This window comes from Pseudomonas flavocrustae, assembly GCF_029872515.1.
In the GTDB taxonomy this organism is placed as follows: Bacteria; Pseudomonadota; Gammaproteobacteria; order Pseudomonadales; family Pseudomonadaceae; genus Chryseomonas; species Chryseomonas aestiva.
In genome coordinates this window covers 102,634-129,371 of sequence record NZ_JAPDIQ010000013.1, presented here as the reverse complement: position 1 = coordinate 129,371, position 26,738 = coordinate 102,634, and the positions used below count along the sequence as shown (strand labels likewise).

The following is a 26,738-nucleotide window of genomic DNA, read 5'->3' as shown; positions in this document are numbered from 1 at the left end:
GACCAAACAGCGAAGAATCCGTGGACCCCTCGCCCGGCTCAGACCTAAGTGCTTGATTTTCAAGCCGCTTCAGCGTCTGCGCCGGAAGTGGGGCGCATTATAGGGGAGTTTCAGGACAGGTCAACAGTTATTTTACGACCGAGCTGCAGCGAATCAATTCGGCCATGTCCCTGACCGCCTGCTTGAAGCCGACGAAGACTGCCTGGGCGACGATGGCGTGACCGATGTTCAGCTCGTTGATACCTGGCAGGGCCGCGATCGGCTGAACATTGTGGTAGTGCAGGCCATGGCCGGCATTGACCACCAGCCCGAGGCCGGTGGCGAATTCCACGGCCTTGGCCAGGCGCTGCAGCTCCAGGGTCTGCTCGTGCTGGGTGTCTGCCTCGGCATAGCGACCGGTGTGGAGTTCGATCACCGGGGCGCCGCAGTCCTTGGCCGCCTGAATCTGCTGCAGATCCGGGTCTATAAAGAGGGACACTTCCGAAGCGGGCAGCGCGGCAATGGCATCGCGGATGCGCTGGACCTGCCCCAGGACATCCAGACCACCTTCGGTGGTCAGCTCTTCCCGGCGCTCGGGCACCAGGCAGACGTGCTCGGGACGGATCTCCTGCGCGAAGTCCAGCATCTCGGGGGTCAGGGCGACTTCGAGATTCATGCGGGTCTGCAGGAGCTCGCGCAGCAGGCGTACATCCCGTTCCTGGATATGGCGACGGTCCTCACGCAGGTGCAGGGTGATGCCATCCGCCCCTGCCTCTTCGGCGTCCAGTGCCGCCTTGACCGGATCCGGATATCTCGTACCCCGGGCCTGGCGCAGGGTAGCGACATGATCGATGTTGACGCCCAACAGAACACGACTGAACTCTTTCATGGCTTATTCACTTGGCTTGGCGAACAATTCGCGACTCATCAGGGGTTTGCTGCCCAGGTGCGGCGCCAGGGCCTGGCGCATCAGGCGCTTGGCAGCGCGGACTACCGTGGGATCGTCCCATTCGCCACGATCCAGTGCCAGGATTTCCGCGCCGGCCAGACAGCCCGGGCGAACCTCGTCGACGGGCTCGAAGCCCTGATCCGGAATGAAGCGATAGAGACGCCGGGCTTCGATGGCCCGACCATCCAGGGCCTGGGCCAGCGAAAAACCGTAGCCCAGCAGATCAAGCAGACGCCATTCGAAGGTACGCAACAGGGGTTCGACCGGACGGCCCTGGACCAGGGCGGCCAGGGTCAGACCATAGAGTTCGAAGAGGGCGGGATAGGGATCTTCGGCGGGTAGCAGCCGGACCAGCAGTTCGTTGAGATAGAAGCCACTGAAAAGGGCCTGTCCCTGAAGCAGAAAGGGCGGCGCCAGGGCCGCCACCTTCTGCAGATTCTTCAACTCCCCTCGCCCGCTGAGCTGGGCTTCGAGCGGAATGAAGGGTCTGGCCAGACTTCCGGAGCGGGAGCGGGCCGCGCGCAATACGGTACGGACCCGGCCAAAGGCGCCGAACACATCCACCAGCGCACTGCTTTCCCGGTAGGGGCGCGAATGCAGGACGAACAGCGGCTCGGACGCCTGCATCGCTAGAGGTCGGAATAACCCAGAGAGCGCAGGGCACGCTCGTCATCGGACCAGCCGCCTTTGACCTTGACCCAGAGGTTGAGCATGACCTTGGCGTCGAACAGGGTTTCCATGTCGTGGCGGGCTTCCTGGCCGATCCGCTTGATGCGCTCGCCGGCCTGGCCGATGAGGATCTTCTTCTGGCCATCACGCTCGACCAGAATCAGGCCGTGGATGTGCAGCACGCCGTTGTCGTACTTGAATTCCTCGATCTCGACCGCGACCTGATAGGGCAACTCCGCCCCCAGCTGGCGCATGATCTTTTCCCGGATCAGCTCGGCCGCGAGAAAGCGGCTGGATCTGTCGGTGATCTGGTCCTCGGGGAAGAAGTGGTCACCTTCCGGCAGACGTTCGGCGACCAGCTCTTCGAGGGCGTCGAGATTGTGGCCATGCTGGGCGGAGATCGGAATGAGCGCGGCTTCCGGCAACTGCTCCTGCAGCCATTGCAGGTGCGGCAGCATGTCGGCCTTGTCTTCCAGGCGATCCATCTTGTTGACGGCGAGCAGCACCGGGCACTTCACGAAGCGCACCCGCTCCAGCACCATCTGGTCTTCGTCGGTCCAGCGGGTGCGATCAACCACGAACACCACGACGTCCACATCGCGCAGGGCGGTGACGGCCGTCTTGTTCATGAAGCGGTTGAGCGCCTTCTGGTTTTCCTTGTGCAGACCGGGGGTATCCACATAGATGGTCTGGACCTCACCCTCGGTCTTGATGCCAAGCATGTTGTGCCGGGTGGTCTGCGGCTTGCGCGAGGTGATGGCCAGCTTCTGCCCCAGGATATGGTTGAGCAGCGTGGACTTGCCAACGTTGGGGCGACCCACGATGGCTACGTAGCCGCAGCGCGATGCCTTCAGCTCATCATTCATGACCATTCTCCACGCCCAGGGCGATCAAGGCCGCCGAGGCCGCTATCTGTTCGGCGATGCGGCGACTGGCGCCCTGCCCCGTCGTCTTTTCGTTGAGCATGGCGATCTCGCATTCGACGAAGAAGACCCGGCAATGGGGCTCTCCTTCGATGGCGACCACCTCGTAGCGCGGCAGGTCGCAAGCGCGCGCCTGGAGAAACTCCTGCAGCCGCGTCTTGGGATCCTTGTTGGTATCCACCGGCGTCAGCTCGCGCAGTTGCGGCCCCAGCCAGGCCATGACCCGGTCTTTAGCCGCGTCCATGCCGGCATCCAGATAGATGCCGCCGATCAGGGCTTCCATGGCATCGGCGAGAATGGATTCGCGACGAAAGCCGCCGCTCTTCAGCTCACCGGAACCCAGGCGCAGGTAGTCACCGAGTTCGAAGCTGCGGGCCAGCAGCGCCAGGGTCTCGCCTTTCACCAGCTTGGCCCGTAAGCGGGACAGCTGGCCTTCACGGGCCTGGGGGAAGTGATCGTAGAGGGCTTCGCCGATGATGAAGTTGAGGATGGCGTCGCCGAGAAATTCAAGGCGTTCGTTGTTGCGACCGGCAAAGCTGCGGTGCGTAAGGGCGAGCAGCATCAGGTCCGGGTCCTGGAAGGTATAACCCAGCCGACGCTCGAGGCGATCTAGAGATAAAGTCACGGGAGATTTATACGGAAATCACGATTGAAACGAACGACCAGATCGATGTTGCGGATCAGGTGTTCACGTTTTTCATAGTCGAGGTGGATCTGCAGGTGGTTGCCGTCGGCTTCGACGCGCATGGCCTTTTGCAGATCGAGATCACGGATGTCGTTCACCTGCATACCCTTCCCCACGTAGCTGTAGACGTCGGACACGCTGCGAATCTGGTTATCGGGGTTGTCGCCGATGGATTCGATGACCTTGGTCAGAGCATTGTAGTCCAGGTAATGCGGAACGAGTTTCATGGCCGTGCTGGCCAGGAAGGCGATGACGCAGAGTCCGAGCAGACCACCGAGAAACGACAGACCCTGCTGACGCGACGGGAGACCGGGCACTCTGCGTTCATTCATCTGATGATACCTACGCGAGACAGGGTGGGCATGCTCTGCAGCTTGGGCTCCGGCCAGCTCAGCCAGACGGCGAAGGCCTTGCCGACGATGTTGCGGTCGGGAACCATGCCCAGCAGATCACGGGGAATGTTGGGATCGTCCCAGTAGCGACTGTCGTTGGAGTTGTCGCGGTTGTCACCCATCATGAAGTAGTGACCGGCCGGCACCTTCCACTCGTGGTCGGGCTCCATGCGGTAGCGGGTCATCTCTTCGCGGATCAGGTGTTCGGCCTTGCCCAGTTGTTCCTTGAACAGCTTGACGCTGCCCAGCGAACCCGGCTCGTCGCCTACCAGCTCCTCGCTGACGCGCTGGCCGTTGATGTACAGCTGCTTGTCGCTGGTATAGCGGATGGTATCGCCCGGCACGCCTATCACGCGCTTGATGTAGTTGACGCTGGGATCGCTGGGATAGCGGAACACCATGACGTCGCCGCGCTGCGGATCACCGATCGGGATGACCTTGAGATCGATCACCGGCAGGCGGATGCCGTAGGCGAATTTGTTCACCAGGATGAAGTCGCCCACTTCCAGGGTCGGCTTCATGGAGCCCGAAGGAATCTGGAACGGCTCCACCAGGAAGGATCTCAGGATCAGCACGATGGCCAGGACGGGAAAGAAGGACTTCCCGTACTCGACCAGCGCCGGTTCCTTGTTCAACTGCTCCAGGACCACGGGATCAGGCTCGCTGACCTGCTGCCCGTAGGTCTGGATCGCCTTGCGACGACGCGGTGCGAGCACCAGCAGATCGATGAGCGCCAGGGCGCCGCAGACGGCGACCGCGAGAACCAGCAACAGAGGGAAGTTCCAGGACATGGGCTTTAGCTATCCACCTTGAGCACGGCCAGGAAGGCCTCTTGAGGAATCTCTACGCTACCAACCTGTTTCATGCGCTTCTTACCCGCCTTCTGCTTTTCCAGTAGCTTGCGCTTACGGGAGACGTCACCGCCATAGCATTTGGCCAGGACGTTCTTGCGCAGCGCCTTGACGGTGGTGCGGGCGACGATCTGACCGCCAATGGCTGCCTGGATCGCCACGTCGAACATCTGCCGCGGGATCAGCTCCTTCATCTTTTCGGTCAGGGCGCGACCCTTGTAGTGCGCCTTGTCGCGATGGACGATCAGGGCCAGGGCGTCGACCTTCTCGCCGTTGATGAGGACGTCGAGCTTGACCAGGCTGGCCGCCTCGAAGCGATCGAAGCTGTAATCGAGCGACGCATAGCCGCGACTCACCGACTTCAGGCGGTCGAAGAAGTCCAGTACCACCTCGTTCATCGGCAGGTCGTAGCTGACCTGCACCTGGCTGCTGAGGAACTGCATGTCGCGCTGGACGCCACGCTTTTCAATGCACAGGGTGATGACGTTGCCCAGGTGCTCCTGGGGTACCAGGATGTTGGCGCGGACGATGGGCTCGCGCATCTCGGCGACGGAGGCCAGGTCCGGCAGTTTCGAGGGGTTGTCGACATAGATGGTGCTGCCATCCTTGAGCACCACCTCGAAGACCACGGTCGGCGCCGTGGTGATGAGGTCGAGATCATATTCGCGCTCCAGGCGCTCCTGGATGATCTCCATGTGCAGCATGCCGAGGAAGCCGATGCGGAAGCCGAAGCCGAGGGCCTCAGAGCTTTCCGGCTCGTATTGCAGGGCCGCGTCGTTGAGGGTGAGCTTTTGCAGCGCTTCGCGGAAGTCCTCGAAGTCGTCGGAGCTGACCGGGAACAGACCGGCGTAGACCTGCGGCTTGACCCGCTGGAAGCCCGGCAGCATGGCCACGTCAGGGGTGGCGCTGAGGGTCAGGGTGTCACCGACCGGAGCACCGAGGATTTCCTTGATGCCGGCGATGATGAAGCCTACTTCACCGGCCTTCAGGTCAGGCATCTCGGTATGCTTGGGCGAGAAGACACCGACGCTGTCGACCTGGTGCACCTTGCCGGTGGACTTGACCAGGATCTTGTCGCCCTTCTTGACCCGACCGTGCTTGACGCGCACCAGCGAGACGACGCCCAGGTAGTTATCGAACCAGGAGTCGATGATCAGGGCCTGCAGCGGTGCGTCGATCTCGCCTTCCGGCGGCGGAATGACCTTGACCAGTTGTTCGAGCACCTCGGGTACGCCCATGCCGCTCTTGGCACTGCAGGGCACGGCGTCGGTGGCATCGATGCCGATGATGTGCTCGATCTCGGCCTTGACCTTGTCCGGATCGGCCTGGGGCAGATCCATCTTGTTCAACACCGGCATGACCTCGAGGCCCTGCTCGATGGCGGTGTAGCAGTTGGCGACCGACTGGGCTTCCACGCCCTGCCCCGCGTCCACCACCAGCAGCGCGCCTTCGCAGGCGGCCAGCGAGCGGCTGACTTCATAGGTGAAGTCGACGTGGCCAGGGGTATCGATGAAGTTGAGCTGGTAGGTCTTACCATCTTCGGCCTTGTAGTACAGCGTAACGCTGTGGGCCTTGATGGTGATGCCGCGCTCACGCTCGAGGTCCATGGAATCCAGGACCTGGGCCTCCATTTCTCGGTCGCTCAAACCACCACACATCTGGATGAACCGATCCGCAAGCGTCGACTTGCCGTGATCGATGTGGGCGATGATGGAGAAATTGCGGATATGGCTCAGATCACTCACGAATCAGCACTCGAATAGCCAGCGGCGGAACATCCGCCGGGAAAATAGCGGGGGAGTTTACCTGAATGCGGCAAACAAGGGGACTCGCGCCGTTCGAGCGGACAAAAAGAAGGGGCGGTCGCCCGCCCCTGCGCGCCTGCCTTGCCGTTACTTGCCCGGCAGCTTGAAGGTGATGAAGCTGGCGCGACCGTCGCGCACCACGCGCATCGAGATGGAACGACCCGCCGGCAGCGCCGAGGTGATCTTCTCGAAGGCCGGGGCCGATTCGATCGGCTGGTTGTTCAGGTGGGTGATGACATCGCCCGGACGCAGGCCGATGGCCGCAGCGGGACCGTCGCCACTCAACTTGTTGATGACCACACCGCCCTGGATATCCAGGGTCTTCTTCTGCTCGGGCGTCAGATTGGCGACGGCGATGCCCAGGCGATTGCTGGCGCGGTCGGAGCCACGCTCGCCACCGGAAGCGGCCTGGTCATCCTTGGGCATGTCGCCCACGGTGACGCTGAGGTTCTGCCGCTTGCCTTCGCGGATGATCTCCATGTCGGCCTTGGCACCCGGCTTGAGGTTGCCGATCAGGTGCGGCAGGTCGGCGGACTCCTCGATCTTCTGACCATTGACCGAGAGGATGACGTCACCCACCTTGATGCCGCTCTTGGCGGCGGGACCGTCGTCCAGGGTCTGGGCGACCAGGGCACCCGCCGGACGATCCAGGCCGAAGGATTCGGCAAGGTCCTTGTCCACTTCCTGGATGACCACGCCGAGCCAGCCGCGACTGACCTTGCCTTCGGTCTTGAGCTGATTGGCCACGTTCATGGCGACGTCGATCGGGATGGCGAAGGACAGCCCCATGAAGCCCCCGGAGCGGGTGAAGATCTGCGAGTTGATCCCGACCACTTCCCCCTTGAGGTTGAACAGGGGGCCGCCGGAGTTGCCCGGGTTGATGGCTACGTCGGTCTGGATGAAGGGGACGTAGCTTTCATTGGGCAGGCTGCGACCCTTGGCGCTGACAATGCCGGCGGTGACCGAATGATCGAAGCCGAAGGGTGAGCCGATGGCCAGCACCCATTCACCCACCTTGAGCTGGTCGGAGTTGCCCAGCTTGAGGGTAGGCAGGTCCTTGGCGTCGATCTTCAGCAGGGCCACGTCGGTGCGGGGATCCGCGCCGATCAGTTTGGCGGTATGGTCGCTGCGGTCGGACAGGCGCACCAGGATCTCGTCGGCATCGGCGACCACATGATTGTTGGTCAGGATGTAGCCATCGGGCGAGATGATGAAGCCGGAACCCAGCGACTGGGCCTGCTCCTGCTTGCCCCGGGGACTGCGCGGCATCTGCGGAATGCTGCGCTCGAAGAATTCACGGATACCCGGTGGCAGGCCTTCCAGGTCGGGCATGGTCATGGCGCCGGCGCCGCGACCTTCGGGAATTTTCTGCCGGGTGCTGATGTTGACGACCGCGGGAGATGCCGCCTCGACCAGCCCGGTGAAATCCGGCAGATCGGCCCGGGCCATGGCCGTCATTCCCATCAGCCAGAGCCCCATCAGGGCAGCCGTGTAATGCTTTAGATTGCGCATGCGCATGCAGCTCCACTCTATCCAATGACTTGAACACATCGCTGGCGACCTGCCTTTCCGGGATCGGAGGCACTGTCAGTGACGACTGGCAGCAGAAATACCACGCCCTTGCTGAACGATAGCTTTCGAAGCTTTTTTGCGACCTGGTCGAAAATCTCCAGGGCAAAAAAAACGGCGCCTGGAGCTGGGCTCCGGGCGCCGTTTCGAGGTGAAGCCAGCGGATCAGCGCTGGGCAGGAGCGTCCTGCTTTTCACCTGCTGCAGGCTGATCAGCCTTGACCTGGGCGTTGGCCTTGGTGCTTTCTTCGCTGAAGCTGGCCAATACAGCCGGGCTACGTGCGGGTTGTGGCACGGTCAGCTGGCTCGGCGCCTGCTGGGCCAGACCCTGGGTGGAGACGTCGGACTGGTTGTACATCCGCACGCCCGCCAGTACGGCGAAGGTCACGGACGCAGCGACCGCGACACGACCCAGGCTCGACCAACGACCCTTGCTCGCCTGAGCGGCAACAGGTGCTGCTACTGGCGCTGTGGCGACCTCATCACGCTCCAGCGTGGTGGTGACGCCTTTGGCGATATCCAGATTCGGCAGCATGGGCTCACCGCGAATCACGGCGCTGACCATGGCGTAGCGCGACCAGGTGGCGCGCAATTCCGGGTCCTTGCTGACCTCGGCGATGACGCGCCGGGTTTCGAATTCGTCCGCTTCGTTATCCATAACAGCGGACAGGGATTCCAGCAGGGCTTCACGACTCATACGTATTACCTCTCTAAAAGCTGTCGCCGCTGTCTATGCATCACGCAGCAGGGGCTGCAATGCTTTGTCTATCGCTTCCCGAGCCCGGAAAATCCGGGACCGGACCGTTCCCACCGGACATTGCATAACATTGGCAATGTCCTCGTAGCTGAGGCCTTCGAACTCGCGAAGAGTCAGCGCGGTGCGCAGATCTTCCGGGAGTTGCTGGATGGTCCGATGCACGGTGGCCTCGATCTCATCCCGCAAAAGGGACCGCTCCGGGGACTCGATATCCTTTAGAGCATGGTCGCCTTCATAAAATTCCGCATCTTCGGCACTGACGTCGCTATCCGGTGGACGACGACCCCGGGCAACCAGATGGTTCTTTGCCGTGTTGATGGCGATGCGATAGAGCCAGGTGTAGAAAGCACTATCGCCACGGAAGTTCCCGAGGGCACGATAGGCTTTGATAAAAGCCTCCTGAGCGACGTCCTGGGCTTCCTGGGTATCGTGGACGAAACGCACGATCAGACCGAGAATCTTGTGCTGATACTTGAGCACCAGCAGGTCAAAGGCACGCTTGTCGCCGCGCTGTACGCGCTCGACCAGTTGTTGATCCTGCTCCTGAGTGGGCAGGACTTGCTTGCTATCCTTGGCTTGCAGCTCGGTATCGTCCTTGCCTTCACTATCGACGCGCGCTGCTAGACTGGGCTGTTGCACGAAGTTTCTCCCCTCCACAGCAGTTGATGAGCGAGCACTGAAATGGCTGCTAATCGCTCCTGGGTATCACTGATTTAGCTTTGGCAGATGGCCCATTCTCGTCCAGGCACTCCGGCCGCACGGATGAGCGATTATCTGTACATAGACCCCGTTTGACGCCCGCGAGTTCCCTGCCCCCTTGCCATCGATGGCTATGCCGTCAGTCGCCGTGTTCCTATACTCGCCGTCTCGGTGAGAAGGAAACGTCATGGCGCGTCATCTGGAATTCGATGTCCTGGTAATCGGCAGTGGCGCCGCAGGCCTGACGCTTGCGCTCAATCTGCCCGCGACGCTGTTGATCGCGGTGCTGAGCAAGGGCGAGTTGGCACATGGCTCGACCTACTGGGCGCAGGGGGGTGTCGCCGCCGTGCTGGACGAGGGCGATACCGTCGAGGCGCACGTGCAGGATACCCTAGTCGCGGGCGCCGGGCTGTGTGACGAAGCCGCCGTGCGCTTCACCGTCGAGCACAGCCGCGAGGCCATGCAGTGGCTGATCGACCAGGGCGTACCCTTCACCCGCGAGCAGGACGGCGCCAAGGGTGGCCTGGGCTTTCACCTGACCCGGGAAGGCGGCCACAGCCACAGACGCATCATTCACGCCGCCGATGCCACCGGCATGGCGATCTTCGACACCCTGCTGCGGACCGCGGAAGGCCGTCCCAATATCCAGCTGCTCAGCCAGCGCGTGGCGGTGGATCTGATCACCACGGAAAAACTCGGCCGGCAGGGTACGCGCTGCCTGGGCGCCTATGTGCTCGACCGCACCAGCGACCAGGTGGATACCTTGCACGCGCGTTTCACGGTGCTGGCCACTGGTGGCGCCAGCAAGGCCTACCTCTATAGCACCAACCAGGACAGCGCCAGCGGTGACGGCATCGCCATGGCCTGGCGCGCCGGCTGCTCGGTAGCCAATCTGGAATTCAACCAGTTCCATCCTACCTGCCTCTATCACCCCCATGCGCGGAGCTTCCTGATCACCGAAGCCCTGCGTGGCGAGGGGGCCGTATTGCGCCTGCCCGATGGCGAGCGTTTCATGCCGCGCTTCGACCCCCGCGCCGACCTGGCACCGCGCGACGTGGTGGCGCGGGCCATCGATCACGAGATGAAGCGCCTGGGCATCGACTGCGTCTTTCTCGACATCAGCCACAAGCCGGCGGACTTCGTGCAGGAGCACTTCCCGACGGTCTATCGCCGCTGCCTGGAACTGGGCATCGACATTACCCGCGATCCGATCCCCGTGGTACCGGCCGCGCACTACACCTGTGGCGGGGTGCGCGTCGATGAGCACGGGCGCTCGGATCTGGCCGGTCTCTACGCCATCGGCGAAACCAGCTGTACCGGTCTGCATGGCGCCAATCGCATGGCCAGCAATTCATTACTGGAGTGCTTCGTCTATGCGCGCTCGGCGGCACTGGACATCCAGGCGCAAGAAGCCGAGATCGCCATGCCGCGTGACCTGCCCGACTGGGATGCCAGCCAGGTGACGGACTCGGACGAGGACGTGGTGATCGCGCACAACTGGGACGAGCTGCGGCGCTTCATGTGGGACTACGTCGGCATCGTGCGCACCTCCAAGCGACTGGTGCGCGCCCGCCATCGGATTCGGCTGCTGATGGACGAGATCGACGAGTTCTACAGCAACTATAGAGTGAGTCGCGATCTGATCGAGTTGCGCAACCTGGCGCAGGTCGCGGAGTTGATCATCGAGAGCGCCCTCGCCCGTCAGGAGAGTCGCGGCCTGCACTTCACCCTGGACTATCCGCAGCTCGCCAGCACGGCCCGGGACACTATTCTGGTGCCGCGAACCGACGCGGCGCGAAGCGAAGCCTGACTCTCAGGCGGCGATGGGCGTCCGCGGTGAGGCTGTCGCGGGCGATGCAGAGACTGCGGGTGCGTCTTTCGTCCGGCACCCGATAACGCAGCACCACCAACCGCGCCAGGGCCAGGCTGTCCGGGCGCACCTGGATGGCCTGCCAACCGGTCGCTGGCGACCAGAGCTGCCAACCCTCGGCGCCATGCCGCAGCCGCCGTGGCACGCCCGGGTAGCGCTGCTGGAGCTGGCGCTGGCGCACGCGCTGCCAGGACCAGAGCACCAGCAGCGTCAGCAGGGGCTTGAGCGTCCAGGGAATGGCCGCCAGCCAGGGGCAGATCCCCGCGCCGAAGGCGGCCAAGGCGTGCAGCCGCAGGAGGCCGGCAGAGGCGCTCCAGCGGCATTCGAGGGGCTCAAGCCGGCTGGACACGGTCCAGGATCATGCGCACGATGAGCTGCAGATCGGCGTCTTCCGGTTCGCCACGCTGCATGAACCAGTGGAACATGTCCTGATCCTCGCACTCGAGCAGCTTGCGATAGCGCGCCTGGTCTTCCGCGCCCAGGGAGGAATAGACCTCCTTGACGAAGGGCACCAGCAATACATCCAGTTCCAGCATGCCGCGACGGCTGTGCCAGTACAATCTGTTGAGTTCGGTAGCTTCGGTACTCATGGGGACTCCTGCGACAATCGGCGCAGTATAAGCCCGAAGCGCCCCGCCGCGCAGTGCGCCTGACATTCACCCCGGGCACGCCTATGATGAGCGGCTTCACTCGACACGGAGCTGCTGCCGCAATGGCCGACTCGCCGTATTTCTGCCGCTTGACCCACGAAGGCGTCCTGGCCCTCCGCGGGGTCGATGCGACCAAGTTTCTCCAGGGGCAGGTGACCTGCAACCTCAACTATCTCGCTGACGACCAGGCCGGCCTGGGGGGTCGCTGCACGCCCAAGGGGCGCCTGGTGTCCAGCTTCCGCATCGTCAAGCAGGCCGACGGCTATCTGCTGGCGATGGCCGCGGAGCTGGTCGAGCCCTTGCTGACCGATCTGAAGAAGTATGCGGTCTTCTCCAAGTCGACGCTGACCGATGAAAGCAGCCACTGGCAACGCCTGGGGCTCTCTGCCGCCGGTTTCGCCAGCGCCTATCCCGACGTCGTGCTGGGTGACCAGGCCAATGCCGTGGCACCGCTCGATGGCGGCTTCGCCCTGCGGCTGGAGGATGGCCGGGTCGAGACCTGGCGCGCGGTGGACGCAGCGGCGCCGGCCTTGCCGGAGGTCGCGCTCGATGAGTGGCTGCTGGCCCAGGTGCGGTCCGGCGTGGGCCAGGTGTTCGGCGCGACCCGTGAGCTGTTCGTCCCGCAGATGATCAATCTGCAGGCGCTGGATGGCGTGAGCTTTCGCAAGGGCTGCTACACCGGCCAGGAGATCGTCGCGCGTATGCAGTACCTGGGCAAGCTCAAGCGGCGCCTCTATCGGCTCGCCGGCAGCGACCAGCCCCCCGCCGTGGGTACCGAGCTGTTCTCGCCGGTGCATGGCAGCAGCGTGGGCGAGGTGGTGCTCGCCGCGTCTAGCGCCGAGGGCTGCGAATTCCTGGCGGTGCTGCAGGGCGATGCCGCCGAGGATGGACGCGTCTCGGTGGGCAGCTCGGGCGGGCCAAACTGCCGTTTACTCGATTTGCCCTACTCACTCGATAGCGATCGTGAAATAAAGCGCTGAAGGTTGGGATCGCCTTTTCCGCTCCTCACACAGGTACGTCATGACTCCTCTTGCCGAAAAAGTTGTCCAGGATCTTCTGCACGCGATAGACACGGATCGCGTGGTGCTGCCCACCCTTCCCGAGGTGGCGCTGAAGGTCAGAGAAGCGGCCGAAGACCCCAACGTGGGTGTCGCCGAGCTGAGCCGGGTGATCGCCATGGACGCCGCCCTGACCGCGCGCCTGATCAAGGTGGTCAACAGCCCGCTGCTGCGCACCAGCAAGGAGATCACCGACCTGCAGATGGCGGTCGGGCGCCTGGGCATCAACTACACGGCGAACCTGGCCACGGGCCTGGCCATGCAGCAGATGTTCCAGGCCACCAGCGACGCCGTGGATCGCAAGATGCGCGAGGTCTGGAGCCAGGGCACCGAGATCGCCGCCATCAGCCATGCGCTGTGCAAGAAGTACACGCGCCTGATGGCCGACCGCGCCCTGCTCGCCGGCCTGGTGCACCAGATCGGCGTGCTGCCGATCCTCACCTATGCCGAGGAACAGGAAGAGCTGCTGGCTAACGCCATCACCCTCGACCAGGTGACGGCGCGCATCCATCCGCAGATCGGCGAACGCATTCTCAAGGTCTGGGACTTCCCGGCCGACATCGCCTGCGTGCCCCGGGAGTATCTGGTGCTGGAACGCCAGCCCGCGGCGGCCGACTATGCCGATATCGTGCAGATCGCTACCCAGCTGCACGCGCAGCGCCAGGGTCAGCAGGAGATCGCGGTGCAGACACTGCCGGCCGGCATCCGCCTGGGGCTGAACAACCAGCCCGATCCCGCCCAGGATCAGTCCTTCTGGGACGCGGTGGAGCAGTCGCGCACCCTGCTCGGCTGAGCATCGGGCTTGGCTGAAACGTCGCCTAGCGAAGGTCCGGCACTTTTAGACAAAGCCTAGGCTTCCTCGGCGGGAAATTCGACCCGCACCCGTAGCCCGCCAAGCGCGCCGTCCAGCAACTGGATACGGGCGCGGTGGGCGGCGCAGATCTCTCCGACGATGGCCAATCCCAGACCGGCGCCCCCGGACTGCGGATCCAGGCGCTGAAAGCGCTCGAACACCTTGACCCGCGCATTGGCCGGAATGCCGGGACCGTCATCCTCGACTTCCAGCACCGCCGGCGCCAGCACCCGCACCACGATGTTGCCACCTGGCTGGCTGTGGGCCAGGGCGTTTTCCACCAGGTTGCAGAGCAGCTCGTTGAGCAGCGTCGGCTCACCGATCACCGGCGCCTTGGCGAAGGGCTCGAAGGCCAGGGCGACGCCCTTGGCATGGGTCAGCGGCGCCAGCGCCATGGCCAGCTCCCTGGCCAGTTCGCTGAGCTCCAGCCGTTCGGCGCCACCCTCGGCGATGGCCTGGGCGCCGCTCTCGATGCGTGCCAGCGACAGCAGCTGGTTGGCCAGGCGCGCCAGGCGATCGGTGCTCGCGCGGGTCTCTTCCAGGGTGGCGTACCAGGCCTGGGGCTCGCGTTCACGCAGGCCCAGTTCGACTCGCGCCTTGATCGCCGCCAGCGGGGTGCGCAATTCGTGGGCGGCGTTGGCGATGAAGTCGGCCTGGCGCTCGAACAGCCGGCGCAGGCGCAGGGTGAAGCCCTCCAGGGCATGCACCAAGGGCAGCAGTTCCTGGGGCGCCCGCACCTCGGGCAGCGGGCGCAGGTCGTCCACCCCACGCTCTTCCACGGCCTGGCGCAGGCGCTCCAGGGGCCGCAGGGCGGCGCCGACCGCCATCCACACCAGCAGGATGGCACCCAGCCCCATCAGCCCGAGGCGGATCAGGGTGTCGGTGAGCAGACTGCGGGCCACCTCCTCGCGAGCTTCGGCGGTCTCAGCGACGCGGATCTCGGCCATGCCGGTGAGATCCGGCTGGCTGACCGGCTGGGCCAGGCTGACCACCCGCACGTCCTTGCCGCGATAGGTGCTGTTGTAGAAGCGCGCCAGGGCCGGATAGTCGCGGGTCAGGGGGGCGCCCGGCGGCGGGGGCGGGATCTCTTCGTAGCCGGAGATCAGCCGGCCACGGGTATCCAGCACCTGGTAGAAGATGCGCCCCACGTTGTCGTAGGCGAAATTGTCCAGGGCGATGTAGGGCACATCGGCGCGCAGGGTGCCGTTGGACGCCGACAGGCCCGCGGCGATGGTCCGGGCCGAAGCCAGCAGCGTCCGGTCATAGGCCACGTCGGCCAGGCGCCGGCCATTGAGATAGGCCGCCAGACTGCTGATCGCCAGGATCACCGCAAGCAGGATGACCATTCGCAGCAGCAGGCGGCCACGCAGGCTGCCCGCCGCCTTCGCCACTTCAGCCATGCTGTTCTTCCAGCAGATAGCCCAGGCCGCGAAAGGTGACGATGCGTACCGCGCCGGCTTCCAGCTTCTTGCGCAGGCGGTGGACATAGATCTCGATGGCCTCGGGACTGGCCTCTTCGTCCAGGCCGAAGACCTGGGCGGCGAGTTGCTCCTTGCTCATGACCCGTCCGGGACGGGCGATCAGCGCAGCCAGCACGGCGTGCTCGCGGGAGGTGAGCGACAGCGCCTCCTCGCCCAGGGTGAAGCGCGAGGTATTGAGGTCGTAGATCAGCGGACCGCAGCGCTGCTGGCGATCGCCGCCCAGCACGCTGCGGCGCAGCAGGGCCTTGACCCGGGCTTCCAGCTCGGTGAGTTCGAAGGGCTTGGCCAGGTAGTCGTCGGCGCCAAGATTGAGGCCCTGCACCCGGTCCTTGACCTCGCCACGGGCGGTGAGCATCAGCACCGGCAGGCGATCGCCGCGCTCGCGCAGGCGCGCCAGCACCTCGAAGCCATCCATGCGCGGCAGGCCGACGTCGAGAATGGCCAGGGCATAGCTTTCACTCTGCAGGGCCAGGTCGGCGGCCACGCCATCGTTGAGCAGATCGACGTTGAGCCCGGCACTCTTGAGCGCCTGGGCGACGCTTTCGGCCAGAGGCGGATGATCTTCGACCAGTAGGATGCGCACGCTGACAGCTCCTGCCTAAAAGGCCCGAGTTTACCGGATAGTGGCCCCTTGACCCGTTGCCCGCCCCGCACATTCGTTGCCTTTCACGACTGAAAGGCTGTTGAAAGCTTGGCGGTCTAGAGTGAAAGGTAGCGGTCCCAGAACCGCATGATGCTTGCCCAAGCGCCACCCCTGGTTGGCCAACAACAATAACAAGCGGAACGACATCCATGCTCGCCCTCGCGCAGCTCCACGTGCTCCCGTGCTACCTCTCCGAACGATCGCCGCCCTGGCGAGCCTGAGCCGTGTCCGCCTGTCAGCTTCTGAAATAACAACAAAAGGAAGACGTCGATGAGCACCACCTTGCGCACCCTCACCCTGACCCTGGCCGCCTCCATGCTGCTGTCCGCCCAGGCCATGGCCGAACCCAAGCGTCCCGAATGCATCGCCCCAGCCTCGCCGGGTGGTGGCTTCGACCTGACCTGCAAGCTGGCCCAGAGCGGCCTGGTGGAAGCCAAGCTGCTGGACAGGCCCATGCGCGTGACCTACATGCCCGGCGGCGTCGGCGCGGTGGCCTACAACACCGTGGTGGCTCAGCGTCCGGCGGATGGCGACACCATCGTCGCCTTCTCCAGCGGTTCGCTGCTGAACCTGGCCCAGGGCAAGTTCGGTCGCTTCGACGAGAAGGCCGTGCGCTGGCTGGCGGCGGTGGGTGCCAGCTACGGTGCCATCGCGGTCAAGGCCGATTCGCCCTACAAGACCCTGGGTGATCTGGTCGAGGCGCTGAAGAAGGATCCGAGCAAGGTGGTTATAGGTTCCGGCGGCACCGTCGGCAGCCAGGACTGGATGCAGACGGCGCTGATCGCCAAGGCCGCCGGCATCAATCCCAAGGACCTGCGCTACGTGGCCCTGGAAGGTGGCGGCGAGATCGCCACCGCGCTGCTGGGCGGCCACATCCAGGTCGGCAGCACCGACATCTCCGACTCCATGCCCCATGTCGAGGCCGGCAACATGCGCCTCCTGGCGGTCTTCGCCGAGCAGCGTTTCGACGAACCGGCGATGAAGGACATCCCCACCGCACGTGAGCAGGGCTACGACATCGTCTGGCCGGTGGTCCGCGGCTTCTATGTCGGCCCGAAGGTCACCGACGAGCAGTACAACTGGTGGAAAGCCAGCTTCGACAAGCTGCTGGCGTCCGACGACTTCGCCAAGCTGCGTGATCAGCGCGAGCTCTTCCCCTTCGCCATGACCGGTTCCGAACTGGACGCCTATGTGCAGAAGGAAGTCGCGCGCTATCGCGGCATGGCCAAGGAATTCGGCCTGATCCAGTAACAGAGCCCCCGCCCCTGGCGCCCCTCCGGGCGCCTTCGAGGATGTCGACATGATCTTCCAACGCGCCTTCATGGCGGTCTGGCTGGTGGCCGGACTCGTCATGCTGTTCATCGCCCGGGATTACCAGGCGCCCTTCTCCTACGAACCGGTCGGTCCGCGGGCCTATCCGATGCTGATGTTCGGGCTGATGAGCCTGGGCCTCGCCTATCTGATCATCCGCCCCACGCCGATCGGCGATGGCGAAGACCAGAAGCCGCTGGACGCCTCGTCGCTGCGCAAGGTGGTGGCCTGCTGCGTCATCCTGCTGGGCTACGCCCTGACCTTCCAGCCGCTGGGCTTCCCCTTGAGCGCCTTCCTTACCGCCACCCTGTGCGGCCTGCTCTATGGCGGTCGCCTGATGCCCTGTGCCCTGGTCAGCCTGCTGCTCTCGATAAGTCTCTATGTGCTGTTCGACCGGGTGATGGAAGTCCCCCTACCCCTTGGCGTGCTGGAATTCCTGGAAGGCTGACATGGAAACCTTGAATTTTCTGATGCAGGGCTTTGGCGTCGCCATGACGCCGACCAACCTGATCGTGGCGCTGATCGGCACCCTGATCGGCACCGTGGTGGGTCTGCTGCCGGGTCTCGGGCCGATCAACGGCATCGCCCTGCTGATCCCGGTGGCCTTCGCCCTGGGCCTGCCGCCGGAGACGTCGCTGATCCTGCTGGCGGCGGTCTATCTGGGCTGCGAATACGGCGGCCGGATCTCTTCGATCCTGCTGAACATCCCCGGCGAAGCCGCGACCATGATGACCTGTCTGGACGGCTATCCGCTGGCACGGCAAGGGATGGCGGGCGTGGCCCTGTCGCTGTCGGCCTGGAGCTCCTTCATCGGTGCCTTCATCGCCACCTGCGGCATGGTGCTGTTCTCGCCGCTGCTGGCCAAGTGGGCGATCGCCTTCGGTCCGGCGGAATACTTCGCGCTGATGGCCCTGGCCATCCTCAGCCTCTCCGGCATGGCCGCCGAGAAGCCGGTCAAGACCCTGGTCGCCGCGCTCTTCGGCCTGGCCATCGCCTCCGTGGGCATCGATGCCAACAGCGGCGTCTATCGCTTCACCTTCGACAACGTGCACCTGGCCGACGGCATCGACTTCGTGATCCTGGTGCTGGGGCTGTTCTCGGTGAGCGAACTGCTCCTGCTGCTGGAGCAGACCCATCATGGCCAGGTCGCGGTTAAGGCCACCGGGCGCATGCTGTTCAACGTGCGCGAAGCCCGCAGCGTATTCATGGTCAACATGCGCAGTTCGGTGAGCGGCTTCATCATCGGCGTCCTGCCAGGTGCTGGCGCGACCCTGGCCAGCGCCCTGGCCTACACCACCGAGAAGCGTCTGGCGGGTGCCGATGGCAAGTTCGGCAAAGGTGACCTGCGTGGCCTGGCCGCGCCGGAAACCGCCATCGGCGCGGCGGTGTGCGGCAACATGATTCCCATGCTGACCCTGGGCATCCCCGGCTCGGGCACCACCGCGGTGATGATCGGCGCCCTGACCCTGTACAACATCACCCCCGGCCCGCTGCTGTTCCAGAACGAGCCGAATCTGGTGTGGGGCCTGATCGCTTCGCTGTTCATCGCCAACGTGATGCTGCTCATCCTCAACGTGCCCATGGTGAAGATGTTCACCAAGATCCTCGATGTGCCGAACTGGTCGCTGGCCCCGGCCATCGCCATCATCACCGGCATCGGCGTCTACGCGGTGCACGCCACCACCTTCGATCTGGTGCTGATGGTCTGCGTGGGCATCTTCGGCTACATCATGCGCAAGCTGGACTTCCCCCTCTCGCCGCTGCTGCTGGGCTTCATCCTCGGCGAGCTGATGGAGACCAGCCTGAGACGCGCGCTGTCGATCTCCAACGGCGACGTGGGCATTCTCTGGCAGAGCGGCATCAGCCAGGTCATCTGGATCGTCTGCATCCTGATGGTGGCCCTGCCCTTCTACCGGGCCTGGCGCAAGCGTCGCGCGCCCAAGCCCGCGACCGTCTGAAGTCGGTGACACCAGCGCCCGCGGCCGGAGTCCTTCCGCCCGCGGGCGTTTTCGTTCAGGGCGGCTAAAAAAACGTAGCGAGCGGCTGTCAGGCGGGTGCGCGCGGCGCGCAGGAACCGCACCGGGCTCGCGCACGAGTGTACGAGCGGTACATGAGGATTCCGAGCACTGCACGCGCCCGTCTGGCGGACGCGCAGTAGGGTTGTTAGCTGCTCTAGGAGGACTTGAAGCTCTTCTTCGGATAGATATCGTAGCGGCTGGACTTGCCCTCCAGCACATAGCCCGGCTTCACGCCCTCGATGGCCGGCGCCTTGCGCGGGCGCTTGACCACCACCCGGTGACTGGCGCGGGCCAGGGCCGCGGCCAGCAGCGCCGGGGCGTCCAGATCGTCGCCCACCAGCGGTCGGAACAGGCGCATCTCCTTCTTCACCAGGGCGCTCTTGTCGCGATGCGGAAACATGGGATCCAGGTAGATCACCTCGGGCGCCTCGCCTTCCCCGCCTTGCAGGTAGGCGGTGGAATCGGCCTGCACCAGGGTCATCAGGACTGCGATACCGGCCGCTTCATGATCCCGTGCCGCGCGAGCGAGGCCGTCTTCGAGCAGGGCGGCGATCAGCGGCTGGCGCTCGACCAGCGTCACCGTGCAGCCCAGGGTCGCCAGCACGAAGGCGTCGCGACCCAGACCCGCGGTGGCGTCGAGCACGCGCGGGCGCACGCCGGGTCCGACTCCGATGGCCTTGGCGATCATCTGGCCGGCGCCACCGCCGAACTTGCGCCTGTGCGCCGCCGCGCCCTCGACGAAGTCCACCCGTACCGGACCCGGTGCCTCCGGGCCGCGCTGCACCAGTTGCAGGCCCTGAATACCGACCTGCAGGGCGAATTCCTCGGTCGTGGCGGTGCCCAGGGGCAGGTCAAGGCGCGCGGCCCAGGCAGCGGCGGCCTCGGTGAAGGCGGGTTCCAGGGCTTCGACGATAAGCGCGGGGCGGGCGGTGGACATGGGCGACTCGCTGGCGAAAGGACCGGCCATTCTACCGGCAGACGCGAAAGCCACCCATGTCGACATGGAAATGATCGCGGTGCGCCGCGTTGTAGTCCGGTCCCAGGGTGGTATTGAAGGACCGGCAAGCCCCATCGCGTACCAGCCGCAAGAAGCGTTGGGCCTGGGGATCGCCCTTCCAGTCCCGTGCCACGCTGATGCGGCGGCCATCGGCCAGGCGCAGTCCGGCGATGTCCAGGGCGTTGGCCGTGGCGTGCTGACTGCGCCGGCCGCTGGCGCGGCCATAGATGTTGCGGCAGGCAAAGCTGCCGTAGTGCTCCACCTCGGCCACCCGCTGGCCATAGACGGCTTCGGCCGCCGGCTGCAGGCCCTGCCGCTCGAACAGCGCGAAGCTGACGGCCAGGGGACAGCTGGCGAGGAAGCTGCCGCTGAGTCTCACCCCTTCGCCGCGCTGGATGCGCACCGTCCGCTCCAGCGGGCAGTCGGCCGAACCGGCATTGCCACGTAATTCGCGATAGTTGAGCGCCGAGGTGGCCAGGGACGCCGCGCAATAGTCGGCATCGGCCTGCAGGCGCCAGAGCTTGAGTCGGGTGACGGCAGTGGTGGGTGCCTGGATGTCCAGCGGCGCCCAGGGGTTGTAGGCAGGCGGAATGCGCAGCCAGCCCTGGTCGAAGGCGGTGTGCAGACCGCCATAGAGCAGGATGACGAGACCGAGCAGGTGTCTGGCTTTCATGCGGCGCGCCGAAGAGGATCGTCAAGCGAGAGACTTCATCTGACCGGAGCGGACCACGGGAATGCCGGCGAAAACGTCGCCAAACGTATCGCGGTGGACGGCGCGGACTAGAGCAGGCCGAGTTGTTCGGTATCAGCGGTGCTCAACTCGGGCAATGCGGGCAAGCCGGACAGGCGCTCGCGCAGCTGGGCGTGGAATCTCAGGGCCAGCTCGGGCGCCTGGCGGTTGTCCGGGGTATGCAGGAAGACATAGGGCACCTTGCCCGCCTCGATCCAGTCGGCTACCCGGGTGACCCACTTGGCCAGGTAATAGTCGTTGGCAGCGAGCTCCAGGCGGCCGATGAAGCGCACCTGGGGATGCTCGCTGAATGCCAGGGCACGCGCCGGTACCCGCGGCTTCTTGGCCTGGGCCAGGCGCACGGCCGGCTCGCTCGGATCGGCGCTGAACAGGGCAGCCGAATCCAGGCCGACGCGCTCCACGCCCAGGTCCATGAGCAGGCGGTTCAAGGCCCGCTCGGACTCGCCCTTGTCGAAAAAGGCCAGGTGCCGGACCTCCACGGCCAGGGCGCAACGCGGCGCCATGGCCGAGAGAAAGACCTGTAGTTCCTTGAGCCGATCGGGCCCGAAGCCGGCGGGCAGTTGCAGCCACAACGGACTGGCGCGCTCGCCAAGGGGCGCCAGCAAGTCGAGAAAGGTGCGTGCGCTGGCGAGTTGCACGCGCAGATCCTCGGCATGGCTGATGTCGCGGGGAAACTTGGCGCAGAAGCGAAAGTCGGCAGGCATCAGCTCGGCCCAGCGGCGGATGGTGTCCGCCGCGGGCCAGGCATAGAAGGTGGTATTGCCTTCCACGGCATTGAACACCTGGGCGTAGCGCGGCAGGAAATCTCCCGGGCGCAGGCCGTGGTAGAGGCTTTCACGCCAGGCGTTGTCGTTCCAGGAAGGGCAGCCGAGAAAGTACGGCAGCATCAGGCGTAGAGATCGAGGCCCACGACGCTGGAGGAGCCGTCCGCCTCGGCGCCGAGGGCGGCGGTGCTGCCGTAGCTGGCCAGCGCCTGTTGCGCACGCGCGGTGAGCTGACTGGCGAAGCGCCCTTCCCGCTCGCTGAGCACCAGGCCATTGCCACCGCCGTTGCCGGTATCGGTTGCCCCGGTCGCCTCGACGCGGCGGACGGGCGCGACGTCGGACCGGGAATTACCCGTGGCCTCGCGGGCGATGGCGTTCTGACGGGCGTCCTCGTCCTTCGCCACCTCGCGTACGGGCGTGACCGCGCGCGAGGAACGATTCAGGGAATAAGCAGAGGAGGAATAGCCGCTGTCAATGCGCATGGCAGGTCCCAAACGGATGGCACTACTCTAAGTAGGGTCGAAAGCTATGACAATCAAGGGGCGGACGCCCGTCGCGACCGGCGGACGAGCGGCATACATAGCTTGGACGTCAGACTATTACGTCGGGTTTCCTGACGTCAGACCGACTGCTTGGGAGTGGCGACCCGATCACGCAGATAGACGGGTTGCGCCGCTTCGGATTCGGCCGACACGGCTTCGCCGCGCTGCCAGGCCGAGGCCGCCAGCACCGCCAGATCCTGCGCATGGGGCAACAGGCTGGCATCCCGCTCGATCAGGGGCACAGCCATGCGATCGCCGTAACCCCACCCGGTGCCGGCACCGAACCAGTCGCCGGTGGCGGCAGCCGGCAGGACGACGGCTTCGGGGGCCAGCACGGCTTCCGTTCCTGCCAGCACCATGGCGTCGTCGGCGAGGTGATAGCAGCCCCAGTAGACCTCGTCCATGCGCGCATCAATGGCCGCGGCCACCTGGGTCACGCCACGCTCGCGCCAGGCGCGCTGGGCGATGATCGCCAGATTCGACACCGGCAGCACTGGCCGGTCCAGACCGAAGGCCAGGCCCTGCACCACGCCGATGGCGATGCGCACGCCGGTGAAGGCGCCCGGACCGCGACCGAAGGCGATGGCGTCCACCTGCGTCAGACTCAGACCGGTCTCGGCCAACAGCTCCTGCACCATGGGCAGGACCCGCTGGGCATGCAGGCGTGGCGCGATCTCGTAGCGATGGATGATCTCTTCGCCCAGATGCAAGGCGACCGAACAGGCTTCGGTGGCGGTGTCGAGGGCGAGCAGGATGGACATGGGGGCGAATCCGCGACGAGGAAAAGGGCTGCGCATTCTAGAGGAAGACGGGACGCGAGGGGACCCGCCCATCGGTCACGACGCCAGGACGGCGCCTTGACCGGACCGCCTGCAGGCACAGGCGGCCGTTACCGGCGTTTAGTTCAGGGCCTGCAGCACCTTGGCGGTGATGGCATCCACCGAACCCACGCCCTCGATGCGGCTGCACTTCGGCGTGCCCTGGGCGGCGCCCAGCTTCTGGTAGAAGTCCACCAGCGGCTTGGTCTGGGAATGATAGAGGTCCAGACGCTTGCGAATGGTGGCTTCGCGGTCGTCTTCGCGCTGTACCAGCGGCTCGCCGGTCAGGTCGTCGGTGTCGGCGACCTTCGGCGGATTGTGCTCGACGTGATAGACGCGACCCGAACCCGGGTGCACGCGGCGACCGGACAGGCGCTGGACGATTTCTTCGTCATCGACGGCGATTTCCAGCACGTGGTCGATCTTGACGCCCGCGGCTTCGAGGGCCTCGGCCTGGGGAATGGTGCGCGGGAAGCCGTCGAACAGGAATCCCTTGGCGCAATCGGCGTCGAGGATGCGTTCGCTGATCAGGGCGATGATGATCTCGTCGGAGACCAGGCCGCCGTTGTCCATGATGTCCTTGACCTGCAGGCCCAGGGGCGTGCCGGCCTTGACCGCGGCACGCAGCATGTCGCCGGTGGAAACCTGCGGAATGCCGAATTTCTCAGTGATGAACCGGGCCTGAGTACCTTTGCCGGCACCGGGCGCTCCCAGCAGGATTACGCGCATCTGTTGCTCCTTAGAATGGTCTCGGACTGGCAGCCCGCACGGGGCGCTGTCGCGATGATTGTTGTCGACGACACGAGACGGCCAAAGGGACCAACCATACACAGCGCCCCCTGGCCGCACAAGTTACCAAGCGTCGCAGGTGCCGGGGCCGTCCAGACGACGCCGGACCCCGGCAAAAGCGACAGTCTGTTCAACCGGTATTGCGCAGTCCGGCGGCGATCCCGGCCACGCTCACCAGCAGGGCCTGATCGAGTGCGGCCGGCTGGCTTTCGCCCGCCGCCCGCGCCCGGGCCAGCAACTCGATCTGCAAGAGATGCAGCGGATCGAGATAGGTGTTGCGCACGGCAATGAACACCAGGGTTTCCGGATGGTGCTCGAGCAATTCGGCCTGTCCGGTCAGGCGCAGGACCGCCACCCCGGCCTGGCGCAGCCGCTCGCGCAACTGGCTGCCGAGCACCTGCAGATCGGCTTCCACCAGGCGTTGGTCATAGAGCCGCGCCAGTTCGGCTTCGGCCTTGGCCAGCACCATTTCCAGCATGTCGATGCGCGTCTGGAAGAACGGCCAGCGCTCGCGCATCTCGCGCAAAAGCGGCGATTCGCCACGGCGCTCGGCTTCTTCCAGCGCCCTTTCCCAGCCGAGCCAGGCCGGCAGCATCAGCCGGGTCTGGGTCCAGGCAAAGATCCAGGGGATGGCCCTGAGGCTTTCCACGCCGCCTTCGCGGCGCTTGGCCGGGCGACTGCCCAGGGGCAAGCGGCCCAGCTCCTGCTCGGGCGTGGCCTGCCGGAAATAGCTGACGAAATGCGGATCCTCGCGCACCACCCCGCGATAGGCCTGCAGGCTGTCGCGGGCCAGGCGATCCATCTGCTCGCGCCAGGCCGGCTCGGGTGCCGGCGGCGGCAACAGGGTGGCCTCCAGCACGGCGCCCAGGTACAGCGCCAGATTCTGCTCGGCGATGGCTGGCTGACCGAACTTGAAGCGGATCATCTCGCCCTGTTCGGTGGTGCGGAAGCGCCCGGCCACCGAGCCCGGCGGTTGCGAGAGAATGGCCGCGTGAGCCGGGCCACCGCCACGCCCCACGGTGCCGCCACGGCCATGGAACAGCAGCAGTTCGACGCCACGACTGGCGCAGATGTCCACCAGGGCTTCCTGGGCACGGTACTGAGCCCAGGCGGCCGCCAGGGTGCCGGCGTCCTTGGCCGAGTCGGAATAGCCGATCATGACCTCCTGGGGACCGGCCAGACGCTCGCGATAGTCGGGCAGATCGAGCAGGCTGGCGATGGCCGTGCCGGCGTGATCCAGATCGTCGAGGGTCTCGAACAGCGGCACCACGCGCATCGGCTGCCGTACCCCGCACTCGCGCAGCAGCAGCTGCACGGCCAGCACGTCGGATGCGGCGCCGGCCATGGAGATGACATAGGAACCCAGGGCGTCAGGCGGCGAAGCGGCGATGACGCGGCAGGTGGCGAGCACCTCCCGGGTATCGGCCTCCAGCTCGGCGTCCAGCGGCAGCAGGGGGCGCCGGCTGCCGAGCTCGCCGCGGAGGAATTCCAGGCGCTGCGCCTCGCTCCAGGCGGCATAGTCGCCCAGGTCGAGGTAGCGGCAGATATCGGCCATGGCTGCGGCATGGCGCGCGGCGTCCTGGCGGATGTCCAGGCGGACCAGATAGAGACCGAAGGTGCGGGCCCGCCGCAGGGTATCGAGCAGGGAACCGTCGGCGATGACCCCCAGGCCGCAGCGCTGCAGGGAGTCGTAGCACAGCTGCAGCGGCGCGATCAGCTCGGCGTTGTCGCTGAGGACATGGCGGGCGCCGGCATGGGGATCGGTGATGGCATGGGCCGCCCAGCTGCGGGTGATCTGCAGCCGCTCGCGCAGCACCTTGAGCACCTTGCGATAGGGCTCCGGGTGATCGCCGGCCTGCTCGCGCAGGGCCGGACTCGCCGCCTGCATGGACAGCTCGGCGGCCAGCCGATCGACATCGCGCAGATAGAGATCGGCGGCCATCCAGCGCGCCAGCAGGAGCACCTCGCGGGTAATGGCGGCGGTGACATTGGGATTGCCGTCGCGGTCGCCCCCCATCCAGGACGAGAAGCGCACCGGCGCCGCCGTCAGCGGCGGCCGCTGGCCGGTGCGTTCCTGCAGGCCGGCATCCAGCTTGCGCAGCAGACTGGGTATCGCCTGCCAGAGCGAATTCTCGATCACCGCGAAGCCCCACTTGGCTTCGTCCACCGGCGTCGGGCGCTGGCGGCGGATCTCTTCGGTGTGCCAGGCCTCGGCGATCAGCCGGCGCAGCCGTGCCTCGATGGCGGCCACCTCGGCAGCGGTGAGGTCGCGATGATCGAGGGCCGCCAGTTGCGCACTGATCTCGTCGTATTTCTGGATCAGGGTGCGCCGGGAGACCTCGGTGGGGTGAGCGGTCAGCACCAGATCGATGTCCAGCGCCGCGACCCGCTCGGCCAGCGCCTGGCCGGAGTGCCCGGCCGCGCCCAGACGCTCCAGCAATTCCGGCAGCACCTGCTGCTCGAAGGGTGGCGGCTCGTCCTCGGTGCGCCGTCTGACCCGATGATATTCCTCGGCGATGTTGGCCAGGTTGAGAAAATGGCTGAAGGCCCGCGCCACTGGCAGCAGCTCGTCTTCGGCCAGGGTATCCAGGGTGTCGCCCAGTTGGCGGGCACCCTCCGCGGAGCCGCCACGGGCGGCCTTGGCGCCCTTGCGGATCCGCTCGATCTTGTCGAGAAAGGCCGCGCCATGCTGGTCGGCGATGGTCTGCCCCAGCAGATCGCCCAGCAACCGCACCTGCTCGCGCAGGCGAACGTCGATTTCCACCATCTCGTGCTCCTCGAAAGTACCGGTTCGGACCTCACGGCAACCGCTGCGGTCTAGCGCAGAGGACAGCACCCTGCTGTCACGGTTGCAAGCCCCGGCTGTTGCAGGGTGCCCAGCCTCGCTCAACCTGAATATCCGACCTTTGCCTAAGC

At 65.4% G+C, this 26,738-nt stretch carries 27 protein-coding genes and 1 other RNA gene; 6 read left to right on the top strand and 22 right to left on the bottom strand.

What is annotated here, in order from left to right:
- Positions 1-127: 127 nt before the first annotated feature.
- From pdxJ to rpoE, 10 genes are all read right to left on the bottom strand, one after another.
- Positions 128-868 carry a pyridoxine 5'-phosphate synthase gene (gene pdxJ / locus OMP44_RS22555; RefSeq protein ID WP_280311393.1) on the bottom strand — a complete coding sequence of 247 codons (741 nt, stop codon included), beginning with the start codon at positions 866-868 and terminating at the stop codon, positions 128-130.
- Between the two features lie 3 nt (positions 869-871).
- A complete protein-coding gene (gene recO, locus OMP44_RS22550) occupies positions 872-1,555 on the bottom strand; it encodes a DNA repair protein RecO (RefSeq protein ID WP_280311392.1) in 684 nt (227 codons plus the stop codon).
- Positions 1,556-1,557: 2 nt separating this feature from the next.
- A complete protein-coding gene (gene era, locus OMP44_RS22545; RefSeq protein WP_133862947.1) occupies positions 1,558-2,463 on the bottom strand; it encodes a GTPase Era in 906 nt (301 codons plus the stop codon).
- Complete coding sequence (gene rnc, locus OMP44_RS22540) at positions 2,456-3,145, bottom strand: ribonuclease III (RefSeq protein WP_133862948.1); 690 nt, start codon at positions 3,143-3,145, stop codon at positions 2,456-2,458. The genes era and rnc overlap by 8 nt, the downstream gene beginning before the upstream one ends.
- A complete protein-coding gene (locus OMP44_RS22535; protein WP_133862949.1) occupies positions 3,142-3,537 on the bottom strand; it encodes a DUF4845 domain-containing protein in 396 nt (131 codons plus the stop codon). The genes rnc and OMP44_RS22535 overlap by 4 nt, the downstream gene beginning before the upstream one ends.
- Positions 3,534-4,388, bottom strand: coding sequence for a signal peptidase I (gene lepB, locus OMP44_RS22530; RefSeq protein WP_133862950.1), 855 nt, complete (start codon positions 4,386-4,388; stop codon positions 3,534-3,536). The genes OMP44_RS22535 and lepB overlap by 4 nt, the downstream gene beginning before the upstream one ends.
- Before the next feature lie 5 nt (positions 4,389-4,393).
- A complete protein-coding gene (lepA, locus tag OMP44_RS22525) occupies positions 4,394-6,193 on the bottom strand; it encodes a translation elongation factor 4 (protein ID WP_187978494.1) in 1,800 nt (599 codons plus the stop codon).
- Positions 6,194-6,340: 147 nt separating this feature from the next.
- Entirely contained in the window at positions 6,341-7,765 is a 1,425-nt protein-coding gene (locus OMP44_RS22520) for a DegQ family serine endoprotease (RefSeq protein WP_187978493.1), read from the bottom strand.
- 222 nt (positions 7,766-7,987) lie between these two features.
- Positions 7,988-8,518, bottom strand: a complete 531-nt coding sequence (locus tag OMP44_RS22515; protein ID WP_187978492.1) for a sigma-E factor negative regulatory protein — start codon at positions 8,516-8,518, stop codon at positions 7,988-7,990.
- A gap of 33 nt (positions 8,519-8,551) precedes the next feature.
- Positions 8,552-9,133, bottom strand: coding sequence for an RNA polymerase sigma factor RpoE/AlgU (gene rpoE, locus OMP44_RS22510; RefSeq protein ID WP_026083736.1), 582 nt, complete (start codon positions 9,131-9,133; stop codon positions 8,552-8,554).
- Positions 9,134-9,464: 331 nt separating this feature from the next.
- Here rpoE and nadB point away from each other — a divergent pair, with 331 nt between their 5' ends.
- Positions 9,465-11,087 (top strand): L-aspartate oxidase, encoded by a 1,623-nt coding sequence (nadB, locus tag OMP44_RS22505; RefSeq protein WP_280311391.1) that lies wholly within the window; start codon positions 9,465-9,467, stop codon positions 11,085-11,087.
- On the opposite strand, the gene OMP44_RS22500 is transcribed toward nadB, so the two are convergent.
- Together OMP44_RS22500 and OMP44_RS22495 are read right to left on the bottom strand one after the other, a co-directional pair.
- A complete protein-coding gene (locus OMP44_RS22500; protein WP_273863050.1) occupies positions 11,044-11,496 on the bottom strand; it encodes a protein YgfX in 453 nt (150 codons plus the stop codon). The genes nadB and OMP44_RS22500 overlap by 44 nt on opposite strands.
- Positions 11,480-11,737 (bottom strand): FAD assembly factor SdhE, encoded by a 258-nt coding sequence (locus OMP44_RS22495; RefSeq protein ID WP_133862956.1) that lies wholly within the window; start codon positions 11,735-11,737, stop codon positions 11,480-11,482. The genes OMP44_RS22500 and OMP44_RS22495 overlap by 17 nt, the downstream gene beginning before the upstream one ends.
- A 122-nt stretch (positions 11,738-11,859) precedes the next feature.
- Between OMP44_RS22495 and ygfZ the strand changes: the two genes are divergently transcribed.
- Positions 11,860-12,777 (top strand): CAF17-like 4Fe-4S cluster assembly/insertion protein YgfZ, encoded by a 918-nt coding sequence (gene ygfZ / locus OMP44_RS22490; RefSeq protein WP_280311388.1) that lies wholly within the window; start codon positions 11,860-11,862, stop codon positions 12,775-12,777.
- A gap of 40 nt (positions 12,778-12,817) precedes the next feature.
- Complete coding sequence (locus tag OMP44_RS22485; RefSeq protein ID WP_280311387.1) at positions 12,818-13,648, top strand: HDOD domain-containing protein; 831 nt, start codon at positions 12,818-12,820, stop codon at positions 13,646-13,648.
- A 56-nt stretch (positions 13,649-13,704) separates the two neighbouring features.
- On the opposite strand, the gene OMP44_RS22480 is transcribed toward OMP44_RS22485, so the two are convergent.
- The gene (locus tag OMP44_RS22480) at positions 13,705-15,108 is read right to left on the bottom strand and encodes a sensor histidine kinase (RefSeq protein WP_187978487.1); all 1,404 of its coding nucleotides are present in this window, start codon (positions 15,106-15,108) and stop codon (positions 13,705-13,707) included.
- Positions 15,101-15,772: a response regulator gene (locus OMP44_RS22475; RefSeq protein ID WP_059313739.1), complete on the bottom strand. Its 672-nt coding sequence runs from the start codon at positions 15,770-15,772 to the stop codon at positions 15,101-15,103. The genes OMP44_RS22480 and OMP44_RS22475 overlap by 8 nt, the downstream gene beginning before the upstream one ends.
- A 330-nt stretch (positions 15,773-16,102) precedes the next feature.
- On the opposite strand from OMP44_RS22475, the gene OMP44_RS22470 reads away from it, so the two are divergent.
- The 3 genes from OMP44_RS22470 to OMP44_RS22460 are packed head-to-tail and all read left to right on the top strand — an operon-like array spanning position 16,103 to position 19,101.
- The gene (locus OMP44_RS22470) at positions 16,103-17,083 is read left to right on the top strand and encodes a Bug family tripartite tricarboxylate transporter substrate binding protein (protein ID WP_280311384.1); all 981 of its coding nucleotides are present in this window, start codon (positions 16,103-16,105) and stop codon (positions 17,081-17,083) included.
- A gap of 49 nt (positions 17,084-17,132) precedes the next feature.
- Positions 17,133-17,591: a tripartite tricarboxylate transporter TctB family protein gene (locus tag OMP44_RS22465; RefSeq protein ID WP_187978485.1), complete on the top strand. Its 459-nt coding sequence runs from the start codon at positions 17,133-17,135 to the stop codon at positions 17,589-17,591.
- Between the two features lies 1 nt (position 17,592).
- Positions 17,593-19,101, top strand: coding sequence for a tripartite tricarboxylate transporter permease (locus OMP44_RS22460; RefSeq protein WP_187978484.1), 1,509 nt, complete (start codon positions 17,593-17,595; stop codon positions 19,099-19,101).
- Positions 19,102-19,163: 62 nt separating this feature from the next.
- Here the strand turns inward: OMP44_RS22460 and OMP44_RS22455 are convergent.
- From OMP44_RS22455 to ppc, 8 genes are all read right to left on the bottom strand, one after another.
- A non-coding RNA gene (locus OMP44_RS22455) (sX9 sRNA) lies at positions 19,164-19,255 on the bottom strand.
- 60 nt (positions 19,256-19,315) lie between these two features.
- Entirely contained in the window at positions 19,316-20,098 is a 783-nt protein-coding gene (locus OMP44_RS22450; protein WP_280311382.1) for a class I SAM-dependent methyltransferase, read from the bottom strand.
- A gap of 31 nt (positions 20,099-20,129) precedes the next feature.
- Positions 20,130-20,831, bottom strand: coding sequence for an extensin-like domain-containing protein (locus OMP44_RS22445; RefSeq protein ID WP_273863056.1), 702 nt, complete (start codon positions 20,829-20,831; stop codon positions 20,130-20,132).
- A 107-nt stretch (positions 20,832-20,938) separates the two neighbouring features.
- The gene (locus OMP44_RS22440) at positions 20,939-21,796 is read right to left on the bottom strand and encodes a DUF72 domain-containing protein (RefSeq protein WP_273863057.1); all 858 of its coding nucleotides are present in this window, start codon (positions 21,794-21,796) and stop codon (positions 20,939-20,941) included.
- Positions 21,796-22,155 carry a hypothetical protein gene (locus OMP44_RS22435; protein WP_280311379.1) on the bottom strand — a complete coding sequence of 120 codons (360 nt, stop codon included), beginning with the start codon at positions 22,153-22,155 and terminating at the stop codon, positions 21,796-21,798. Before OMP44_RS22435 ends, OMP44_RS22440 begins: the two co-directional genes overlap by 1 nt.
- 137 nt (positions 22,156-22,292) lie before the next feature.
- Entirely contained in the window at positions 22,293-22,976 is a 684-nt protein-coding gene (gene tsaB / locus OMP44_RS22430) for a tRNA (adenosine(37)-N6)-threonylcarbamoyltransferase complex dimerization subunit type 1 TsaB (protein ID WP_280311377.1), read from the bottom strand.
- A 138-nt stretch (positions 22,977-23,114) separates the two neighbouring features.
- Positions 23,115-23,762: an adenylate kinase gene (adk, locus tag OMP44_RS22425; RefSeq protein WP_133862967.1), complete on the bottom strand. Its 648-nt coding sequence runs from the start codon at positions 23,760-23,762 to the stop codon at positions 23,115-23,117.
- Between the two features lie 190 nt (positions 23,763-23,952).
- Positions 23,953-26,589: a phosphoenolpyruvate carboxylase gene (gene ppc / locus OMP44_RS22420; protein ID WP_280311375.1), complete on the bottom strand. Its 2,637-nt coding sequence runs from the start codon at positions 26,587-26,589 to the stop codon at positions 23,953-23,955.
- Positions 26,590-26,738 lie beyond the last annotated feature (149 nt).

What these genes read in the sequence shown, in the direction of transcription:
- OMP44_RS22450 (WP_280311382.1), bottom strand. Translation starts at nt 20,098, where the DNA reads ATGTCCACCGCCCGCCCCGCGCTTATCGTCGAAGCCCTGGAACCCGCC.
- pdxJ (WP_280311393.1), bottom strand. Translation starts at nt 868, where the DNA reads ATGAAAGAGTTCAGTCGTGTTCTGTTGGGCGTCAACATCGATCATGTC.
- OMP44_RS22435 (WP_280311379.1), bottom strand. Translation starts at nt 22,155, where the DNA reads ATGCGCATTGACAGCGGCTATTCCTCCTCTGCTTATTCCCTGAATCGT.
- OMP44_RS22445 (WP_273863056.1), bottom strand. Translation starts at nt 20,831, where the DNA reads ATGAAAGCCAGACACCTGCTCGGTCTCGTCATCCTGCTCTATGGCGGT.
- OMP44_RS22465 (WP_187978485.1), top strand. Translation starts at nt 17,133, where the DNA reads ATGATCTTCCAACGCGCCTTCATGGCGGTCTGGCTGGTGGCCGGACTC.
- adk (WP_133862967.1), bottom strand. Translation starts at nt 23,762, where the DNA reads ATGCGCGTAATCCTGCTGGGAGCGCCCGGTGCCGGCAAAGGTACTCAG.
- era (WP_133862947.1), bottom strand. Translation starts at nt 2,463, where the DNA reads ATGAATGATGAGCTGAAGGCATCGCGCTGCGGCTACGTAGCCATCGTG.
- OMP44_RS22495 (WP_133862956.1), bottom strand. Translation starts at nt 11,737, where the DNA reads ATGAGTACCGAAGCTACCGAACTCAACAGATTGTACTGGCACAGCCGT.
- recO (WP_280311392.1), bottom strand. Translation starts at nt 1,555, where the DNA reads ATGCAGGCGTCCGAGCCGCTGTTCGTCCTGCATTCGCGCCCCTACCGG.
- OMP44_RS22440 (WP_273863057.1), bottom strand. Translation starts at nt 21,796, where the DNA reads ATGCTGCCGTACTTTCTCGGCTGCCCTTCCTGGAACGACAACGCCTGG.
- lepB (WP_133862950.1), bottom strand. Translation starts at nt 4,388, where the DNA reads ATGTCCTGGAACTTCCCTCTGTTGCTGGTTCTCGCGGTCGCCGTCTGC.
- ppc (WP_280311375.1), bottom strand. Translation starts at nt 26,589, where the DNA reads ATGGTGGAAATCGACGTTCGCCTGCGCGAGCAGGTGCGGTTGCTGGGC.
- ygfZ (WP_280311388.1), top strand. Translation starts at nt 11,860, where the DNA reads ATGGCCGACTCGCCGTATTTCTGCCGCTTGACCCACGAAGGCGTCCTG.
- OMP44_RS22520 (WP_187978493.1), bottom strand. Translation starts at nt 7,765, where the DNA reads ATGCGCAATCTAAAGCATTACACGGCTGCCCTGATGGGGCTCTGGCTG.
- tsaB (WP_280311377.1), bottom strand. Translation starts at nt 22,976, where the DNA reads ATGTCCATCCTGCTCGCCCTCGACACCGCCACCGAAGCCTGTTCGGTC.
- nadB (WP_280311391.1), top strand. Translation starts at nt 9,465, where the DNA reads ATGGCGCGTCATCTGGAATTCGATGTCCTGGTAATCGGCAGTGGCGCC.
- OMP44_RS22480 (WP_187978487.1), bottom strand. Translation starts at nt 15,108, where the DNA reads ATGGCTGAAGTGGCGAAGGCGGCGGGCAGCCTGCGTGGCCGCCTGCTG.
- OMP44_RS22460 (WP_187978484.1), top strand. Translation starts at nt 17,593, where the DNA reads ATGGAAACCTTGAATTTTCTGATGCAGGGCTTTGGCGTCGCCATGACG.
- OMP44_RS22470 (WP_280311384.1), top strand. Translation starts at nt 16,103, where the DNA reads ATGAGCACCACCTTGCGCACCCTCACCCTGACCCTGGCCGCCTCCATG.
- OMP44_RS22485 (WP_280311387.1), top strand. Translation starts at nt 12,818, where the DNA reads ATGACTCCTCTTGCCGAAAAAGTTGTCCAGGATCTTCTGCACGCGATA.
- OMP44_RS22535 (WP_133862949.1), bottom strand. Translation starts at nt 3,537, where the DNA reads ATGAATGAACGCAGAGTGCCCGGTCTCCCGTCGCGTCAGCAGGGTCTG.
- OMP44_RS22515 (WP_187978492.1), bottom strand. Translation starts at nt 8,518, where the DNA reads ATGAGTCGTGAAGCCCTGCTGGAATCCCTGTCCGCTGTTATGGATAAC.